Raw genomic sequence first — 17,795 nt, forward strand, 5'->3', positions numbered from 1 at the left:
CATCTGTCGAGGTGTCGCTCGGGGCGGTGCCGCCGCGGTCATTCGGCGGCGGTGAGGCCGATCCCGCCCCATTCGTCCAGTGCGCGGTACGGCTGGTAGCCGACGACCCGGTCGGTGAGGGTGGCGCCGAGGTCGGAGAAGGCCAGGGGGATCATCAGTGCCTGGTCCACGACCGTGGCGGAGACCTCGCCGAGGAGCTGTCCGCGGGCCTGCTGGTCCGGTTCGGCGTTCGCGGCGGCCAGGGCCTCGGCGAAACCGGGGGTGACGTCGTGCGACGGGTTCTGCGGCGAGTCCGGGGCGAAGTACGTGGTCAGCAGCAGCGACGGATCGGCCCGTCCGGAGAAGGTGGTCAGCACGGCGTCGAGCTCACCGCGGTTGAAGACCGGCGACATCTCGGCGGGGCTGAGCAGCCGGATCTGCATGGTGACGCCGATCGCGTCGAGTTGCTGCTGGACGATCTGCGCGATCCGCTCGTTCTCGGGCAGGTTCATCACCCCGGCGGTGAAGGTGAACCCGTCCGGCAGTCCGGCCGCCGCGAGTGTCTCGCGGGCGGCCCGCTCGTCGTAGGCGTAGCGGTCGGCCAGCTCCGGGTTGTAGGCGAAGTAGCCCTGCGGGAAGTTCTGGCTGGCCGCCTCGCCGTGACCTTCGAGGGCGGAGCCGACGAGGGCCTGCCGATCGATCGCGGTGCTCAGCGCCCGGCGCACGTCCACCTTGCCGAATTCGCTGCGGGTGCGGTTGAAGTGCAGGACGTAGTGGTTCAGGCTCGTCTGCACCTGCGAGTTCAGCCCCTGGGCGGCAGCGGGGTCGATCGAGAGCGGGGTGGCCATCGCGATGTCGAGTTCGCCCGACGCCAGCGCGTTGATGCGGGTCTGCGGGTCGGTGACGACTTCCCATTCGAAACGCTCGGCGGTCACCGATGCCGGATCCCAGTAACCGTCCCAGGCCGCGAAGTCGTACGACGCGCCGGGCTGCGCGTCGGCCACGGTGTACCGGCCCGCACCGACCGGCCGCAGCACCAGGGCGGCGTCCTTGTCCGGCGTGCCGAAGGCATTCGGGCTGACCATCATTCCCGGCAGATCGGACAGCGTCAGGACGAGTTGCGTGCCGGGCCCGTTCAACCGCAGCACCACCGTGGTGGGATCGGGGGTCTCGATCGCCTCGACCGGAGCGAGCATCGTCGTGGTGATCGAGTCCGGCTCCTGGGCGCGTTCGAGATTGGCCCGGACCGCCTGTGCGTCCAGCGGGGTGCCGTCCTGGAACTGCAGGCCCTCCCGCAGACGGAAGGTGAGGGTGCGCCCGTCGTCGGAGAACTCCCACGACTCGGCCAGTCCCGGAATCGGATTCGCGTCCCGGTCGCGGTGCACCAACCGGTCGTACACCTGGGTCAGCATGATGTTGTCCTGCGCGACCCGGGTCTTGTGCGGGTCGAACGACGACGCCCCGTAGGTGGTCGCGTACCGCAGCGTCGCCTGCGGATCGACGACGTCGGACGGCGCGGTGCCGGCGGAACCGCACCCGGCGAGGAGCGCGACGGCCAGCGCGGCGCCCAGGGCGAGTCTCGTGCGACGAGCCATGATGTTCTCCGTTTCTCGGCGGGGGATGGAGACGGGCGTTACGGCGCGGCCACTCCCACTCCGCGCCACTCGTCGAGCACCCGGCTCGGCTCGTAGCCGACGACGGTGCCGGAGGTGATCGCGCCGAGTTCGGCGAACGCGACGGGCAGCATCGCGGCGTGGTCCATCACCACGGCGTTGACCTCCCCGAGCAGGGCGGCACGTTCGTCGGGGTCGGTGGCCCGGTTGGCCGCCTCCATCGCCGCCCGGAAGCCGGGGATGTCGTCGTGCGACGGGTTCTGCGGCGAGTCCTGCCCGTAGTACGAGGTCAGCAGCAGCGACGGTTCGGCGCGCCCGGTCAGGGTGGTGAGGATGGCGTCGAGTTCGCCGCGGTTGAACGCGGGATTGAGGTCGGTCGGCGTCATCGACCGGATCTCCATCGTGATGCCCACCCGCGCGAGCTGTTCCTGCATGATCTGCGCGATGAGCTGGTTCTCCGGCAGGTTCGACGCACCGGCGACGAACGAGAACCCGTTCGGCACGCCGGCCTGCGCGAGCAGGGCCTTCGCGCGTTCGGGGTCGAAGGCGTACTGGCCGTCGAGGGCGGCGTTGTGCGCGAAGTACCCCGTGGGGAAGTTCTGGCTGGCCGCCTCGCCGTGCCCCTCGAGGGCGGTTTCGACCACGGCCTCCCGGTCGACGGCGTGGGCGAGGGCCTGCCGCACCTCGAGGCGGCCGAATTCGCTGCGGGTCCGGTTGAGGTTGAGCACGTAGTTGTTGAGGGTGGTCTGCACGTGCGACTCGAGGCCCTGCTGCTCGGCCGGGTCGACGGACAGCGGCGTGGCGATCGCGGCGTCGAGCTGACCGGAGGCCACCGCGCTCACCCGGGTCTGCGGATCGGTCATCACGATCCACTCGAAGGCGCGGGCCTGCACCGCGTCCGGATCCCAGTAGCCGTCCCGGGCGACGAACTCGTACTGCGCACCGGGCTGTGCCTGCGCGACGGTGTAGCGGCCGGTGCCGGCGGGAGTCAGCACCAGGGCGGCGTCCTTGTCGGGGGTGCCGAACGCGTTGGGATCGACCATCATTCCGGGCAGATCGGAGAGGGTCAGCACGAGCTGCCCACCTGGTCCGTCGAGCCGCAGCACCACGGTCTGCGGGTCGGGGGCCTCGACCGCGGCGACACCGGCGAGCATGGCGGCGGTGATCGAGTCGGGCTGCATCGCGCGTTCGAGGTTGGCCACCACCGCGGCCGCGTCGAACGGGGTGCCGTCGGAGAACGTCACGCCCTGCCGCAGGCGCAGCGTCAGGGTGGAGCCGTCGTCGGCGAACTCCCACGACTCGGCCAGGCCGGGAATCGGGTTCGCGTCCCGGTCACGGTGCACCAGCCGGTCGTAGACCAAATTGAGCATGATCGAGTCGCTGGTGATTCTCGTCTTGTGCGGGTCGAACGACGACGCGCCGTAGGTGGTGGCGTAGCGCAACGTCGCGTTCGGGTCGGCGGTCTGCGCGGCGTCCGTCGCCGCGGAGCTGCCGCACCCGGCCACCGCGACGGCGACGGCGAGCACGGACAGGGCGGCCTTCATCGATCTGCGAAACATGACAGTCCTCGGGGTGATTCGGGTCGTCGACGGGTTCACGGGGCGGCGACGCCGACGCCGCGCCACTCGTCGACGAGCAGGGTGGGTTCGTAGCCCACGACCTGATCGGTCAGGGTGGAGCCGAGCTCGAAGAACACCAGCGGGATCGCGAGCGCGTTGTCGCTCACCAGTTTCGACACGTCGCCGAGCTTGTCGGCACGCGCCTGCAGTTCGGACTCGTGGTTGGCCGCATCCAGAGCCTCCTGGAATCCGGGGGCCGTGCTGCGGGAAGGGTTCTGCGGCGACTGCGCCCCGTACAGCGAGGAGAACAGCAGGGCGGGATCGGACCGGCCGGTGAAGGTGGTGACGAGGGCGTCGGCGTCCCCGCGGTTGAACGTCGGGGAGGCTTCGGACGGCGGCATCGGCTTCAGCTGCATGTCGATGCCGACCTCGGCGAGCTGTTGCTGCACGATCTGCGCGACCTGCACGTTCTCGGGCAGGTTGAGCAGGATGGCGGTGAAGGAGAACCCGTTCGGCAGTCCTGCCTGCGCCAGGAGCTGCCGTGCCCTGTCCGGGTCGTACGGGTAGGCGCCGGCCAGGTCGGGCTCGTAGGCGAAGTAGTCCTTCGGGAAGTTCTGCGTCGCGGCCTCGGCGTGACCTTCCATCGCCGTGTCGGCGATGGCCTGCCGGTCGATCGCGTGCGCCAGCGCCTGCCGCACCTCGAGCTTGCCGAACTCCCCGCGCGAGCGGTTGAGGTTGACGGCCATGTGGTCGAGCCGCAGCGCCGTCTCGACCCGCAGGCCCTGCTGCTCGGCGGCATCGATGGTCAGCGGGGTCGTGATGGCGGCGTGGAGGTCTCCGGATGTGACGCCGGCGAGGCGGGCCTGCGGGTCGGTCATCACCGTCCACACCACGCTGTCGGTGCGGACCGCGTCGGGATCCCAGTAGCCGGGCCGCGCGGTGAACTCGTACTCGGCGCCCGGCTGCGCGCGGGTGACCGTGTAACGGCCGGCACCGGCCGGGGCGAGGGCCAGCGCGGCGTCCTTCTCCGGTGTCCCGAATGCGTCGGGGTCGACGATCATTCCCGGCAGGTCGGACAGCGCGAGGACGAGTTGCGCGCCGGGCCGGTCCAGGGCGAGCACGACGGTGCGCTCGTCGGGAGTCGTGATGCCGGTGACCCCGGCGAGCATCGGTGCCGTCACCGAGTCCGGTTCGAGCGCGCGGTTCAGGTTGGCCTGGACGGCGGCCGCGTCCACGGGGGAACCGTCGGCGAAGCTCACCCCCTCGCGCAGGTGCAGGGTGAGGGACTCGTCCGTCAGCTCCCACGATTCGGCCAGGCCGGGGACGGGTTGCGCGTCGACGTCGCGGTGCACGAGCCGGTCGTAGACCAGGTTGAGCATCGTGGCGTCACTGGTGATCTTCGTCTTGTGCGGGTCGAAGGAGGACGCGCCGAAGACCGTCGCGTAGCGCAGCGGGATCGCGGGGTCGGCGACGCCCGAATTCTCGGACACCTCGGAGCCGCACGCGGTCACGAGCACCGCGCACGTTCCGAGGGCGGCCGTCCACCGCCGGATGGAAAACCTGCCCGTTGCGACCGGCATCTCGCCCCTTCCTCGAAGCGCTCGCGCGCACAATCGATTTCAGGACGGACGCCGATGCGCACGGCCCTGTTGCCGACCGAACGTAGGGGCTTGTGACGTGCCGCACATCGCCGTTCCCACTGAACGAGACCGTGCGGCAGCCGGTGGTCAGCCGAGCGCGCCGAGAACGGCGGCGTTCACCTCCGCGGCCGGGACCATGGGCATCGTGTGGTGCGTCGCGCCCTCGACGAGCACCGGGCGCAGCCGCGGACTCGCGGCCTCGACCGTGGCCGCCACCGTCGCACTGTCGTGGACCTTGCTGCCGGCCGCGAGGACGACCGTCGTGTCCACGGCGAGTCCGGCGAGGGCGCGGCGGGCGGGACGTTTCGGGACGACGAGCTTGCCCGCCGGGAAGTGCTCGGCACCGAGGGCGACGAGCTCGAGCCAGTCCTCGTCGAGTGACCGGCCGCCGGTCTCCCAGCGCAGGAATCGTCGCTGGCGGTCTCCGCTGGGCCGCAGCAGCAGCGGGACCGCGCGAGCCAGGTATCCGGCGCGCATCCGGGCGAAGCACGAATTCGGATCGAGCAACACCATGTTGCGGATCCGCTCGGGGCGTTCGAGTGCGTAGGCGAGCGCGACCATGGCCCCGTACGAGTGGCCGGCCAGGTGGAACGAGGACAGGCCGAGCGCCGCGGCGACGCCGTCGAGCCACGACCGCAGGTCGTCCACGTCGCGCACGGGCCTTCCGTGCGCGACGCTCCGACCCACGTCACCGATCGGATCCACGGCCAGCACCCGGTACCGGCCGGCGAGCGCGGCGGCGTTGGCGAACCACACCGTCGACGTCGCTCCCCCGCCGGGCAGCAGGACGACCGGCGGCGCGTCGTCGCTGCCGCAGACAGTGACATGCGTTGTGCCGAAGTCCGATTCGACCGTCACCGGACGGACGTCTGCCGGCCATTTCGCCAGCACGGCATCGTAGGCGCGGAGGAACCGTTCCCCCTCGGTGGTGGTTGCGAACCCTGTCGTCGACGCGCGCGGCATCGTCTCCCCCTTTCGTCCGGATCAGCCGGTCGGTCCGGCCATCCCGTAGAACCGTTCCACCCGCATCCGCAGCACGAGCCGGCGGTCGGCGACCATCGCGTCCCGGAACTCGTCCCAGTCCGGATGTTCGCCCTGCACCTTCCGGTACAGGGCGACGAGGTCCTCGACGGTGTCGTCGTGCGGGTCCGCCGCGACGGGCGACAGCTCGGCCGTGCCCTCGGCGACCGCGTACGCCCAGCCGCCGGCGGCGCTGACGTACAGGCTCACCCGGGGGTCGCGGCGCGCGTTCGCGGTCTTGGCGCGGCCGTCGGTGACGGAGACCGCGAAGGTCCGTGTGCCCGGGTCGTAGTGGTAGACGATGTTGGACAGCTGCGGCCGCCCGTCCCTCTTCAGGGTGACGAGGGCACCGATCGTCGAAGTGGCGAACAGCGTTTCGAGACTGTCGGCGGTCACGACCTCACCAGCGCTTTCCGTGGGATCGGTAGCGTTTGACGTACTCCACCCAGTTCCAGGTGGACAGGAAGCCCTGCGCCGCCTCGTACCCCTTGGCGAACTGCGCCTCGATCTCGGACTTGTCGATGTCGAAGTCCAGGACGCCGACCTCGGTGGAATCGACGCGGATCGTGCGGGCGCTCACCCACGGCTGATTGAGATGCGCCTGGTCGCGGCCGACGAGGACGGTGGTGACGATGCCCTCGATCAGCTCCGGGGAGTCACCGAGCGCCGAGAACGGGCGCAGCAGCCGCAGCGGGGGCAGGACCTTGTCGTTGCCGGCGGGCAGGTTCGGCAACACGGTGACACCGAACGTGGGCCAGCGGGGCTGGTCGGTGTCGATCCGGTCGAGCGAGTCGATGGGGAAGTTCGACAGCAGCCCGCCGTCGACCAGCGTCGACCGCAATCCGGACGTGGCCGTGAGCGTCGCGGGCCGGAAGTAGAACGGGATCGACATGGACGCGCGCACCGCGTCGGCCACCGACTGCTCGTCCGGATCGAGGCCGTAGACCGAGCGGTAGTCCCACGGCAGCCGGACCAGCAACCCTCGCGTGATGTCCGTGACCGTGACCACCAGCCGGTACCGTCGCTCCTCGGGGAGGTCCTCGTCGTCCGTCCGCAGATCCCCGAAGGTGCTGACGCCCAGGTCCTTCAGCGTGTCCCGGATCCAGGCGTGCGCGTAGTCGCCACGATAGAGGCCCGATCCGCGCAGCACCCCGAACGCGGGACCGAACAGGGGAATCCGCTCGACCGGTCCCGGGTCGAGGAACTTGTCGTACTCGATTCCGAAGACGGCGTCGCGCATCTGCTCCCCCGTCCACCCGGCCTTCGATCCGGCCGCGACGACGGCGCCGACCACCGCGCCCGCCGAGGTGCCCGAGACCCGTTTGAGCCGGTAGCCGGCGTCGGCGAGCGCCACGACGGCGCCGGCGAGCCCGATGCCCTTCACCCCGCCGCCGGCGAGGACGAGGTCGGCGGGGCCCGGGTCGGCGGTCATCGCCCGCCCCCGAGGCCGCGTCCGCCGCTCGGAACGATCCGTTCACACCCGTCCATGGCCGCCCCCTCCTGCAGCTTCCGGGAAAGGAGTCTTGGCTCCCCGTGCTCCCACCCTATGCCGCGCACCGCGGAGCGTCGGCGGTAATCGCAGCGTGTCCCGTTCAACCCACGATGCTGTCGAGGGCGGCGATGATGCGGGACGGCGCGTGCCGGCTCTCCGTGCGCCGGATCATCCGGATCCAGGTGGCGAGCGGTTCCTCGGGTCGCGGAACCGGGCACAGGGACGGTCGTTGCGATTGAATCGCAACCGGACGGGTACGCCTCCGGCAGCGAAGACCACGACCGGAGGAGACAAGCCCGTGAACACTCACGTCACCGCGGACACGCTGCGCACGCTGCTCGAGTCGTCGCTCGACGGTGCGACGCTGATCCTGCAGGGCGGCCGGCCGCAGGTCGTCGCCGCGGACGACCTGACCGACGAGAACCGCGCGCTGGTGATCGTCACCCGCGACGAGCTGCGCGGGCAGTTGCCGAAGGACCGGGACTACAACGACACCGATCTCGAACTCCACGCCACGACGCTCGAGGCGACCGTCGCGAATCTCGGCGGCTGACCGGGACGAGCCGGCGCCGCGGGCGCCCGGTCAGCTCGGCCGGGCGTCGGGATGTTCGCGCACGAAGTTGAGATACGCCTTCGACGGCGTCGGCCCGCGCTGGCCCTGGTACTTGGAGCCGACGGCGGCGCTGCCGTAGGGGTGCTCGGCGGGGCTGGTCAACCGGAACAGGCACAGCTGCCCGATCTTCATCCCCGGCCACAGCGTGATCGGCAGGTTGGCCACGTTGGAGAGCTCGAGGGTGATATGCCCGCTGAAACCCGGGTCGATGAATCCGGCCGTGGAATGGGTGAGCAGCCCGAGCCGGCCGAGCGACGACTTGCCCTCGAGGCGACCGGCGAGATCGTCGGGCAGGCTGCACGTCTCCATCGTCGACCCGAGCACGAACTCGCCCGGGTGCAGGACGAACGGCTCGCCCGGCGGGGCCTGCACGAGCGAGGTGAGTTCGTCCTGCCGCAGCGCGGGGTCGATGTGCGTGTAGCGGGTGTTGTTGAAGACCCGGAACAGGCTGTCGAGCCGCACGTCCACGCTCGACGGCTGCACCATCGCGACGTCGAAGGGGTCGATGCCGAGACGCCCGGAGGCGACCTCGGCGCGGATGTCGCGATCGGAGAGCAGCACGGGGTAGAGACTAACAACCCGCCCCGGGCCGCCCCGCGGCTCGCGCGCCGGGCGGGCGCCGGCGGCCGGGCGCGGCGACTAAGCTCGGCCCCACATGGTGCACGATCGGTCCCTCGCGCCGTGCCCGGTGACAGACTGGAGCAACGAGCGCCGCAAAGCGTGCCTGCGCTCCACGCGGCTCGGGCACCGCTGGCGGCGGTTCGGGCGCGTGCGCCGCGGTCTCGCGTGGCTGGCGCTGCTGACGGTTCCGGTCTCGATCCTGGGCGGGCAGTACTGGATCCACGACGTCGCCCCCGAACGCGACCGGCTGGCCCACACCCGGCCGCACCTGCATCCGATCTTCGACGCGGCGGATCCGGCCGATCGCGCCACCGCGGTGGTGAGCATGGTCGGACTCGGCAATCTCGATGCCACCGACACCGCCCGTGCTCTACCGGCGCTGGCCGCGCTCGGGCAGGTGTGGGCGGTGCAGTACGACAACACCGGCCTCGACACCGCGGTCATCAGCCGGATGATCGTCGACCACGCGGAGCAGGCCGGGGTGGAACGCGTCGTGCTGACCGGGCACAGCATGGGCGGCATCATCGCCCTCGAGGTGGCCGGCCACGTCGTCGCCGACCCGGACCTGGATCTGCTGGCGGTGATCCTGGACTGCACTCCCGTCGATCTGCACGCGGTGCGGGCCGACAAGCGCGACACCGGGGAGGATCTGCTGCGCTGGGTGGGGTGGGTGCCCGGGGCGCGTGAGAGCCGCACCCTGCGGCTGGTGGTCGAGACCGCCGCCCGCAAGGACCGCTACGTCGTTCCGCATCCGCACGGCCTCCCCACCGTCGATCCCGGCGGGCTGGTCGACGCGGTCACCGAGGTGCTCGAGGACAAGATCTTCGACCGCGACGTGGCCAGCACCGGGCTGATCGAGTCCCAGTTCGAGGCCATCGTCGCCTCGGGTGCGCTCGATGATCTGCGGGCGCTGGCGTCGCGGCGCGGGGACAGTCGCGGGCCGGCGGTGGTGTTCGTGCGTCCCGGGCGCGGCACCGACGACGACGTCGTCGACGTGGACTACAGCCAGCGGGTGCTGTTCGAGCGGGTCGGCGGTTCGAGGGGTTCGCTGCTGGTGGTCCGGTTGGCCGGCACCGGGCACGCCAACCCGATCCAGCAGCCGCAGGCCTACGACGCCGCCGTCGCCACGAAGATCGTGCCGTTCGTCGATCGGCTCGCCGAACGGGACACGCGGCCGGTGCGGGCGAGCGAGCGGTGACCGACGCCGCGGTCGACCTCCGCGCGGCGCCGACGGAGGGTCAGGCGCCGGTGGCGTGCTCGCCCAGGATGGTGGTCAGTTCCTCCGCGTACGCGAGCTGGGTGCGCAGACGGGCGCAGCTGTCCTCGGCGCGCCGGTGGAACTCCGCGAGCACGCCGCGGGCGCCGGCGGCCGCCTGTCCGGAGGGCGCGGCGTCGGCGATCCGATCGAGAGCGGCGAGCAACTCGCGCATCTCCTCGAGGGTGAAGCCGAGCGGCTTCATCCGCCGGATCACCAGCAGGCGCCGTACGTCGTCGTCGGTGTAGAGACGGAACCCGCCGGTGCTGCGGGCGGACGGGGTGACCAGGCCCACCTCGTCGTAGTGACGGATGGTCTTGATCGACAGTTCGGTGCGCGCGGCCACCTGCCCGATCTGCATATGCCCCGAATCGATGGTCACAGCCGCACCCTTTCCTCCCGGTCGTCTCCACCGTAGCGAGCGGCCCGACCCTCGATTCGAACTCTACCCTCACCGGAGGGTAGAGTTCGGCGGGTTCCGCGGACGCGACGATGCCGTCCCGCCCGCGCACGGGGGTGCCTCGCCCCCGGTTCCCCATCCCGGCGCCGGAAAGAAGACCCGACTGTGACCACTCCTGCCGGCAGCGCGCCGGCCGTTCCCGAGGCGGACGCCGACCCCGCCTTCTCGGTGCGCGGCGCCCTGCGCTCCCCGAAACGCCTGAAGACCGAGGTCCTTGCCGGACTGGTCGTCGCGCTGGCGCTGATCCCGGAGGCGATCTCGTTCTCCATCATCGCCGGGGTGGACCCGCGGGTGGGGCTGTTCGCCTCGTTCACCATGGCCGTGACCATCTCCATCGTCGGCGGCCGCCCGGCGATGATCTCCGCCGCCACCGCCGCGATCGCGCTGGTCATCGCGCCGGTGACCCGCGAGTACGGCCTCGACTACCTCGTCGCCACCGTCATCCTGGGCGGAATCTTCCAGGTGGTGCTCTCGGTGCTGGGGGTGGCCAAGCTGATGCGGTTCATCCCGCGCAGTGTCATGGTCGGCTTCGTCAACGCCCTGGCCATCTTGATCTTCACCGCGCAGTTGCCGCACCTGATCGACGTCCCGTGGCTGGTCTATCCCCTCGTCGCGGTGGGGCTGGCGGTGATGTTCCTGCTGCCGAAGCTCACCTCCGTGGTGCCGGCGCCGCTGGTGGCCATCGTGGCGCTCACCGCCGCCGTGCTCGTCTTCGGCTGGGACGTGCCGAACGTCGGCGACGAGGGTGAGCTGCCCGAGTCGCTGCCGGCGCTGTTCGTCCCCGACGTGCCGCTGACCACCGAGACCCTGTCGATCATCGCGCCCTACGCGCTGGCGATGGCGCTGGTCGGCCTGCTCGAATCGCTCATGACCGCCAAGCTCGTCGACGACATCACCGACACCCACTCGAACAAGACCCGCGAGGGCTGGGGCCAGGGGGTGGCGAACCTGGTCACCGGGTTCTTCGGCGGCATGGGCGGCTGCGCGATGATCGGCCAGACCATGATCAACGTGAAGGTCTCCGGGGCGCGCACCCGCATCTCCACCTTCCTGGCCGGGGTGTTCCTGCTGATCCTCGTCGTGGCCCTCGGCGACATCGTCGCACTGATCCCGATGGCGGCCCTGGTCGCGGTGATGATCATGGTCTCGGTCGCCACCCTCGACTGGCACAGCATTCACCCCCGCACCCTGAAACTGCTGCCGCGCAGCGAAACCCTGGTGATGCTGGTGACCGTCGTCGCGACCGTCGCGACCCACAACCTCGCGATCGGGGTGATCCTCGGGGTGGTCACCGCGATGGTGCTCTTCGCCCGCCGCGTCGCCCACATGATCAGCATCGAGAAGGTCTCCGAGGCCGACACCGACCACGACGGCACGGTCGACACCCGTGTCTACAAGGTGCACGGCGAGCTGTTCTTCGCCTCGAGCAACGACCTGATCTACCAGTTCGACTACGTCGGGGATCCGCGCAACGTCGTCATCGACCTCACCGGCGCCGACATATGGGACGCGTCCACCGTGGCCACCCTCGATGCGATCCGGCACAAGTACGCCGCGAAGGGCAAGCACGTGGAGATCGTCGGCCTCGACGGCGCCAGCCTCGACCGCCTCGACCGGCTCTCCGGCCGACTCGGCGACGGCCACTGACCGCCGCCGGGCGGACGGCGGCTGCGTCAGCGCGCCTGCGACGACATGGTGAGCAGGAAGTCGGTGCACGCGTCGATGACCTCGTCCTGGCCGAGCGGGCTGTCACCCTCGAGCCACGCCGTGAGGACCTGGGCGAGGCCGCCGACGACGAAGTGGGCGGCGAGATCGAGCCGGGGCGTGGAGCTCACCTCGAAGAAGTCCACCGCCTGCGCCGTCACCAGGCCCGCGAACATGCGTGACGACTCCAGTCGCCGGCTCACCAGGTGTGGATTCGCCTGGCTGACGGAGAAGACGAGCCGGCCCAGGCGCGGGTCCTCGGCGACCTCACGGACGATGTTCTCCACGCCGGCGCGGACCACCGCCCGCTCGTCGCGCGGCGCCTCCGTCACCGCGCGCAGGGTGCTCTCGGCGATGCGCTGGATGACGTGGTCGTACACGGCGACGGTGAGTTCGTCGCGGTCGGCGAAGTTCTCGTAGAAGTAGCGGGAGGCCAGGCCGGTGCGCTTGCACACGCCGCGGACGGAGAGCGTGTGATCGCCGTCGGGTCCGCCGAGGATGTCGAGCCCGGCCTCGATGAGCTGCGCCCGTCGTTCCGCCTGCCGCTGTTCTCCCCCGCGTCCTCCGTAGAGCCGTCCTGTCACCATCGGTCCATCTTCGCAGGCGACCCCTTTACCCCGGTCATATATGTGACTACAGTCGTGTTCACATATAGGACGGACGAAGGGATCGAACTCGTGACCACCCTCGAGAAGCCTGCGGAGTTCGACGACGTCATGGACGGGCTCGGCCTCATGGCCGGCGCGGCGAACGTCATCATGCAGCTGTCCCACCCCGGCGTCGGCTACGGCGTCGTCGAAAGCCGCGTCGCCTCCGGACGGCTGTTCGACCACCCGATCAAGCGCACCCGCACGACCCTCACCTACCTGGCCGTCGCGGCCACCGGCACCGACGAGGAGAAGAAGCTCTACCGCAAGGCCGTCAACACCGCCCACCGGCACGTCCGCTCCACCGAGACCAGCCCGGTCGAGTACAACGCGTTCGACCCCGACCTGCAGCTGTGGGTGGCCGCGTGCATCTACCGCGGATTCGAGGACGTGCACAACGCGCTCTACGGGCCGATCCCCGCCGAGGCCGTCGACTGGTACTACCGCAAGGGCGCCGCGTTCGGCACCACCCTGCAGGTGAAGCCTGATATGTGGCCCGCGGACCGCGAGGCGTTCGAGAAGTACTGGAACGACGCGCTCGCCCGGGTCGACATCGACGACGTCGTGCGCGAGCACCTCTACGCCATCGCCACCATGCGCTTCCTGCCCCGGCCGGTGTCGCTGCTGTTCGGCCGGCTCAACCTGTTCCTCACCACGGGCTTCCTGCCCCCGATGTTCCGCGACCGGATGCGGCTGCCGTGGAGCCCGCGCGACCAGCGCCGCTTCGACCGGCTCACGCGCACCCTCGGGGCGGTCAACTCGCGGATTCCGGTGGCGCTGCGGGAAGCGCCCTACCGGCTGCTCATGGCCGATCTGCGCCGGCGGATCCGGACCGGTCGTCCCCTGGTCTAGGCGCTCCGGGACCGGTGCGCAGCCACCTCAGCAACTGCCGGTAGACCTCGTCGTCGTTGAGCAGCGTCAGATGGTGCGCAGGCGCCCGGTGCATCCCGTCCTCCGCACGGAAGCCGATGCGCCGGGTCCGGCCGTTCCCCGACGCGCTCGGCACGAGGACGAGTCCGTCCCCGAGCAACCGGCCCAGCGGATGCGTGGGACTACGAGTCAGGGTCGCCGACACGAAGCAGTGCATCGCTCCGTCGAGCAGCGGCACCTCCCGGCACACGGCGCGCCGCAGGTCGTCCGCGTCGCGACCGGACCAGTCCTCGTCCACCACCGCGCCCCGGTTCAGGTCGCGGATGCCGGCGCTGCGCCGTCGCAGCAGCGTCCCGAACGGCTTCGACTCCGGGATCGCGACGAGCGCCGCGCTCGCATAGTGCACCGCCTGCTCGAGCGGCGCCCCCAGATGCGGGGACCCGAGCGAAACCACATGGCGCACACGGCGAGACCACGCCTTCTCGGTGCCGTAGAAGCAGGCGCTGCGCGCGACGAGTCCTCCCATCGAATGACCGACGAGGGCGATCTGCTCGACCTCGCGCGGCCACGCCCGCACGAGCGCGTCGAGCAGCTCCGACAGCTCGCGCCCGTTGACGGAGATGTGCCGGCCGGTGTTGTAGCGCACGAACACCGACGTGCAGCCGAGATCGTCGACGAGCCGTTCGCCGTAGGTTCGGCGGCCGCCGAACCGCCACGTCGCCTCGGTCTCCATCAGCCCGTGCACGAACACCACCACGCGGTTCGTCGCGTGCGGGAGCGCGCGAGCGAGGGCGTCGGCCGTGAGCGGCACGGCCCGGCCGTCCACCCGCACCGACACGGGCAGCGCCAGCGGTGATCCCTCCGACTCGAGGACGTCCCCGATGAGGCCGTCGACCGCGGCGATCGCCATCGCGCCGCGAACGGTCTCCGACGGCGCCCGGTCCCCGGCGGACTCCGCAAACCCGAACTCGGCCAGTGCCGCCGTCGCCGACGCGGCCTCCCGGATCACGGAATAGACCCCGTCGGTGATCGCGTCGTGCGCGGCCTTGACCGCCAGCGCCGGCGTCCCGACCCCCAGCGCGACCGTCCCGAACACCCGGTCCGCGATGCGGCGGTGCACCGCCTGCACGCCGCCGGTCGCCGCGCCCACCTCGTCGAGCAGCAGCCGAGCCAGCTCGGACGCCTCGGACCGCCCCGCCGTGGCCTTCATGCCTTCAGTGTGCGGGAACGGCGCGTCGCTGTCGTCTTGTCCGAGCATCTTGTCCGAGCGGGAGGATCTCGCGACGAACGGGCGGTTCCGGACGTCGCCACTCGGCGTTTGCCGCAGCCACGCCCCGTTCGACGCAGGAACGTCCCGGTCGGTGTGACAACGGCCGCGCGGAGTCTGCTACAGTGTGCGACGAGCTTGGGACGACGCCGAGAAATCGGCAAAAGCCCAGCGTGCCGATGTAGTTCAATGGTAGAACATCAGCTTCCCAAGCTGAATACGCGGGTTCGATTCCCGTCATCGGCTCTCCCGAAGGGCCCCGGCCGGCGCACCGCGCAGCCGGGGCCCTTCGCCGTCGGTCCGACTCGGCGCGCCGACTCGGGCCCGCGGGACGATGCACGGCTCAGCCGACCAGCAGAACTCCGGTGAGCGCGATCGTGACGACGATGACCGTGGAGGCGGCGGCGAGAGCGAAAGGTCGCCATCCGATACCACGCAACACGGACAGCCGGACCCCGGTACCGAGGGCGAACATCGCGGCGGTGAGCAGCGCGGTCTGGGTCACTCGCGCGGCGTCGAGCCACGCCGGTCCGAGAACGCCGGTGGCCCGCAACGCCACGCAGGCGAGGAATCCGATCAGGAACAGCGGCACCAGGGGCGGCCGCCTCGTCTGTGTGAGAGTGGCGGCGCGGCGTCGTGACGCCACCCCGATCCATGCGACCACCGGCGCCAGCAGCGCCACCCGGGCCAGCTTGACCGTCACCGCAACGGCCAGGGCGCCGCCGCCCACCGCCGCGGCCGACGACCCCGCGTCGAGCGCGCCGCCGGCAGCGACCACCTGCGCCACCTCGTGGATCGCGGCGCCGGCCCACATCCCTGCCTGGGCCGAGTCCAGGCCCAGGGCGGCCGCAGCCGCGGGCAGAGCCGGAATCATCACGGTGCCGAAGACGACGACCAGCGCGACCGTGGTCACCAGTTCCCGTTTGCGTGCGTTCACCACGCCGTCGACCGCAGCCGCGGCGGCGGCACCGCAGATCGAGAAACTGCACGCGATCAGCAGCCGTTGCGTCCAGCCGATCCCGAGCATCCTCCCGAGCACCATCGACCCGGCGATGCCGAGGCCGACCACGGCAGCGACCACCGCGAGCGTCCCCCATCCCAGCGCCAGCACGTTCGGCAGCAGCAATTGCAGACCGAGCAGCGCGACTCCGATGCGGAGCAGTCGCCGCGACGCGACGGTCACACCCGGTTCGAAGACCGCCGGCAGGGTCCTCACATTCGCGACCACTGCGCCGAGCAGGATCGCGATCAGCAGCGGACTGATCCCGCCGAACACGCGTGCCGCGACAACGGCCACTGCCGCCGCCGCGGCAGACAACACCAATCCGGGTAGCGATGCACGCACGCGCTCGAGCGAGACGTGCCGCGTGACTCCCGTACCACGGCCGCCGTTGCGTCCCCGGTCCCCCGGCTGGGCAACCTCGTCCGCGACCGGTCGCGTGTCCGGCCCGGCCGACCTGTCGTGTTCGGGATCTGTGCGGTCGGTCTCCGCGGCTGCGGTAGCACCCTGCACGCTGCACACTCTCTTTCTTCCACGTGTCGGCACGAGGACCCGGCCCGGCCGAGATATTCGGGCCTGTGGCCGGTTCGGACGTCGCCGTGATCGAGCGGGCCACGGTCGAGCGGCCCCGCCGAGGGATCCCCCTACGGGACCCCGAATGCGACGTACCTCACAGTATCCGGATCCGGCACGGCATACTTTTCCCAGCGGGACACGGTGTATTCGATACGGGACGCACCGAAGCGCAATTCTCGAACCCCCGACTACCGAGCCACGTCGATCGACGACGTGACACACCGCCCGGGGAGTCGGTGTGATGCCGGGAGGCGACCCGGATCAGCGTGGGGACTCGTCGCCGGGACGGGCGAAAACACGCCGGGGCCGACTCACGATTCGGGCCGGGTCGCCATGGCGCCGTTGCCGGACCGAAATGCCTTGGCAAGACACGCACAACCGTCGGTCCGGAAGCTCCCGCTCATACCGGCACGTCCCCGGCTCCGACGCCGGCATCGGTCCGGTGCTCGGCACGCCACTGTCGCGGACTGCAACCGAATTCGTTGCTGAACCAGCGGGAGAAGTTGCTCGGGGAGGAGAAGCCGAGCAGGTCGGCAACTTCGGTGAGCGAGTAGCGCCGACCGGCAACGAGGTGTTCGGCCAGGTCCACGCGGGTGGCATTGAGCACCGCGGTGTAGTTCTGCCCGGCCTCGGCGAGGTGACGGTGCACGGTGCGCCGGTCCACCCCGAGGCTGCGGGCGACCTGCTCGACCGAGCATCGCCCGGTGGGCAGCAGCAGTTCGATCAGCTCGCGCACCCGAGTGACGAGCATCGCGTCGGGCCGGGTGTCGAGGCTGTCGAGGTACTGGCGGGCATACGGACCGATCGAGGGACCCGACATGGCATTGGGAGCGTCGAGATCGCTTGTGTAGAGGACGATTCCGGTGAACTCCTGGTCGAACTTGACCATGGGCCCGAACACGTCGAGGTGGGTGCTGATGTCCTCGGGGGCGAGGTGGGTGAAGCAGACCGCCAATGGCCGCCAGCGGCCACCGCGGAAATCGCGCAACAGCCCGTGCAGGACCCCCATCACCAGTTCCATGGCCTGCCGGGTGTCGGCAGGTTCACCCAACTCGAGCGTCACCCGGATGGTCGCCACGTCCTCGGCCTCGACCAACCGCATCCGCAGGGCCTCGTTGTACATGTGCTGATAGCGCATCAGGAACTTCAGCGCGCTGCGGACGTCGGGTTCCTCCCGGAGGACCAGACTCACCGGGCCGAGGCTGGCGAAGCGCCGTCGCTCGACGAGCCGCAGCCCGAAGTCGGGGCAGCGGGCGGCGGCCGCCGAACGTTCCAGCAGGCGCGCGATCGCGACGGCAGGGATCCACCGGTCCGGCAGACCCAAACCCGTGGGATCGAGCCCGACGCTGCGCAGCAACGGCGTGGGGTCCATTCCGAGCGAGGCGCACAGGTCGGCATACCCGGTGATGGCGGCGTAGCGGGCCAACGGCTTCATGTCCGACCCCACATCCCGTCCCAGAGGGAACAACCCAGGTCACC

16 protein-coding genes and 1 tRNA gene are annotated in these 17,795 nt (G+C 70.6%); 5 read left to right on the top strand and 12 right to left on the bottom strand.

Features of this window, described 5'->3' with window-relative positions; genetic code table 11:
- Window positions 1-38 precede the first annotated feature (38 nt).
- The 6 genes from ACWPQI_RS20095 to ACWPQI_RS20120 form a co-directional block, all read right to left on the bottom strand.
- Complete coding sequence (locus ACWPQI_RS20095) at window positions 39-1,574, bottom strand: ABC transporter substrate-binding protein (RefSeq protein WP_040270226.1); 1,536 nt, start codon at window positions 1,572-1,574, stop codon at window positions 39-41.
- 38 nt (window positions 1,575-1,612) lie between these two features.
- Window positions 1,613-3,136: an ABC transporter substrate-binding protein gene (locus ACWPQI_RS20100; RefSeq protein WP_102031481.1), complete on the bottom strand. Its 1,524-nt coding sequence runs from the start codon at window positions 3,134-3,136 to the stop codon at window positions 1,613-1,615.
- Window positions 3,137-3,186: 50 nt separating this feature from the next.
- Window positions 3,187-4,731: an ABC transporter substrate-binding protein gene (locus tag ACWPQI_RS20105; RefSeq protein WP_474738467.1), complete on the bottom strand. Its 1,545-nt coding sequence runs from the start codon at window positions 4,729-4,731 to the stop codon at window positions 3,187-3,189.
- A gap of 147 nt (window positions 4,732-4,878) precedes the next feature.
- On the bottom strand, window positions 4,879-5,754 hold the full coding sequence (locus ACWPQI_RS20110) for an alpha/beta fold hydrolase (RefSeq protein WP_017679929.1): 876 nt from the start codon (window positions 5,752-5,754) through the stop codon (window positions 4,879-4,881).
- 21 nt (window positions 5,755-5,775) lie between these two features.
- The gene (locus ACWPQI_RS20115; RefSeq protein WP_048773289.1) at window positions 5,776-6,207 is read right to left on the bottom strand and encodes a PPOX class F420-dependent oxidoreductase; all 432 of its coding nucleotides are present in this window, start codon (window positions 6,205-6,207) and stop codon (window positions 5,776-5,778) included.
- A 4-nt stretch (window positions 6,208-6,211) separates the two neighbouring features.
- Complete coding sequence (locus ACWPQI_RS20120) at window positions 6,212-7,243, bottom strand: patatin-like phospholipase family protein (RefSeq protein WP_474738468.1); 1,032 nt, start codon at window positions 7,241-7,243, stop codon at window positions 6,212-6,214.
- 358 nt (window positions 7,244-7,601) lie between these two features.
- Between ACWPQI_RS20120 and ACWPQI_RS20125 the strand changes: the two genes are divergently transcribed.
- Complete coding sequence (locus tag ACWPQI_RS20125) at window positions 7,602-7,856, top strand: hypothetical protein (protein ID WP_017679926.1); 255 nt, start codon at window positions 7,602-7,604, stop codon at window positions 7,854-7,856.
- 30 nt (window positions 7,857-7,886) lie between these two features.
- On the opposite strand, the gene dcd is transcribed toward ACWPQI_RS20125, so the two are convergent.
- The gene (gene dcd, locus ACWPQI_RS20130) at window positions 7,887-8,477 is read right to left on the bottom strand and encodes a dCTP deaminase (RefSeq protein ID WP_003934612.1); all 591 of its coding nucleotides are present in this window, start codon (window positions 8,475-8,477) and stop codon (window positions 7,887-7,889) included.
- Window positions 8,478-8,571: 94 nt separating this feature from the next.
- Here dcd and ACWPQI_RS20135 point away from each other — a divergent pair, with 94 nt between their 5' ends.
- Complete coding sequence (locus ACWPQI_RS20135; RefSeq protein ID WP_040270216.1) at window positions 8,572-9,735, top strand: alpha/beta fold hydrolase; 1,164 nt, start codon at window positions 8,572-8,574, stop codon at window positions 9,733-9,735.
- A 40-nt stretch (window positions 9,736-9,775) separates the two neighbouring features.
- Here ACWPQI_RS20135 and ACWPQI_RS20140 read toward each other — a convergent pair whose 3' ends face one another.
- On the bottom strand, window positions 9,776-10,153 hold the full coding sequence (locus ACWPQI_RS20140; RefSeq protein WP_064065712.1) for a MerR family transcriptional regulator: 378 nt from the start codon (window positions 10,151-10,153) through the stop codon (window positions 9,776-9,778).
- A 204-nt stretch (window positions 10,154-10,357) separates the two neighbouring features.
- Here ACWPQI_RS20140 and ACWPQI_RS20145 point away from each other — a divergent pair, with 204 nt between their 5' ends.
- The gene (locus ACWPQI_RS20145) at window positions 10,358-11,899 is read left to right on the top strand and encodes a SulP family inorganic anion transporter (protein ID WP_064065711.1); all 1,542 of its coding nucleotides are present in this window, start codon (window positions 10,358-10,360) and stop codon (window positions 11,897-11,899) included.
- A 26-nt stretch (window positions 11,900-11,925) separates the two neighbouring features.
- Here ACWPQI_RS20145 and ACWPQI_RS20150 read toward each other — a convergent pair whose 3' ends face one another.
- Window positions 11,926-12,543: a TetR/AcrR family transcriptional regulator gene (locus ACWPQI_RS20150; protein WP_010596815.1), complete on the bottom strand. Its 618-nt coding sequence runs from the start codon at window positions 12,541-12,543 to the stop codon at window positions 11,926-11,928.
- A 90-nt stretch (window positions 12,544-12,633) separates the two neighbouring features.
- Between ACWPQI_RS20150 and ACWPQI_RS20155 the strand changes: the two genes are divergently transcribed.
- Complete coding sequence (locus ACWPQI_RS20155; RefSeq protein ID WP_048773280.1) at window positions 12,634-13,455, top strand: oxygenase MpaB family protein; 822 nt, start codon at window positions 12,634-12,636, stop codon at window positions 13,453-13,455.
- Here the strand turns inward: ACWPQI_RS20155 and ACWPQI_RS20160 are convergent.
- A complete protein-coding gene (locus tag ACWPQI_RS20160; protein WP_124258840.1) occupies window positions 13,406-14,683 on the bottom strand; it encodes an esterase/lipase family protein in 1,278 nt (425 codons plus the stop codon). The two genes, ACWPQI_RS20155 and ACWPQI_RS20160, sit on opposite strands and share 50 nt — an antisense overlap.
- A gap of 232 nt (window positions 14,684-14,915) precedes the next feature.
- Between ACWPQI_RS20160 and ACWPQI_RS20165 the strand changes: the two genes are divergently transcribed.
- Window positions 14,916-14,986, top strand: a tRNA-Gly gene (locus ACWPQI_RS20165).
- Between the two features lie 97 nt (window positions 14,987-15,083).
- Here ACWPQI_RS20165 and ACWPQI_RS20170 read toward each other — a convergent pair.
- Window positions 15,084-16,085 (bottom strand): YeiH family protein, encoded by a 1,002-nt coding sequence (locus ACWPQI_RS20170; RefSeq protein WP_059175000.1) that lies wholly within the window; start codon window positions 16,083-16,085, stop codon window positions 15,084-15,086.
- A gap of 631 nt (window positions 16,086-16,716) precedes the next feature.
- On the bottom strand, window positions 16,717-17,751 hold the full coding sequence (locus ACWPQI_RS20175; RefSeq protein WP_010596811.1) for an AraC family transcriptional regulator: 1,035 nt from the start codon (window positions 17,749-17,751) through the stop codon (window positions 16,717-16,719).
- Between the last annotated feature and the right edge of the window lie 44 nt (window positions 17,752-17,795).

The organism is Rhodococcus sp. LMD, from assembly GCF_056108245.1.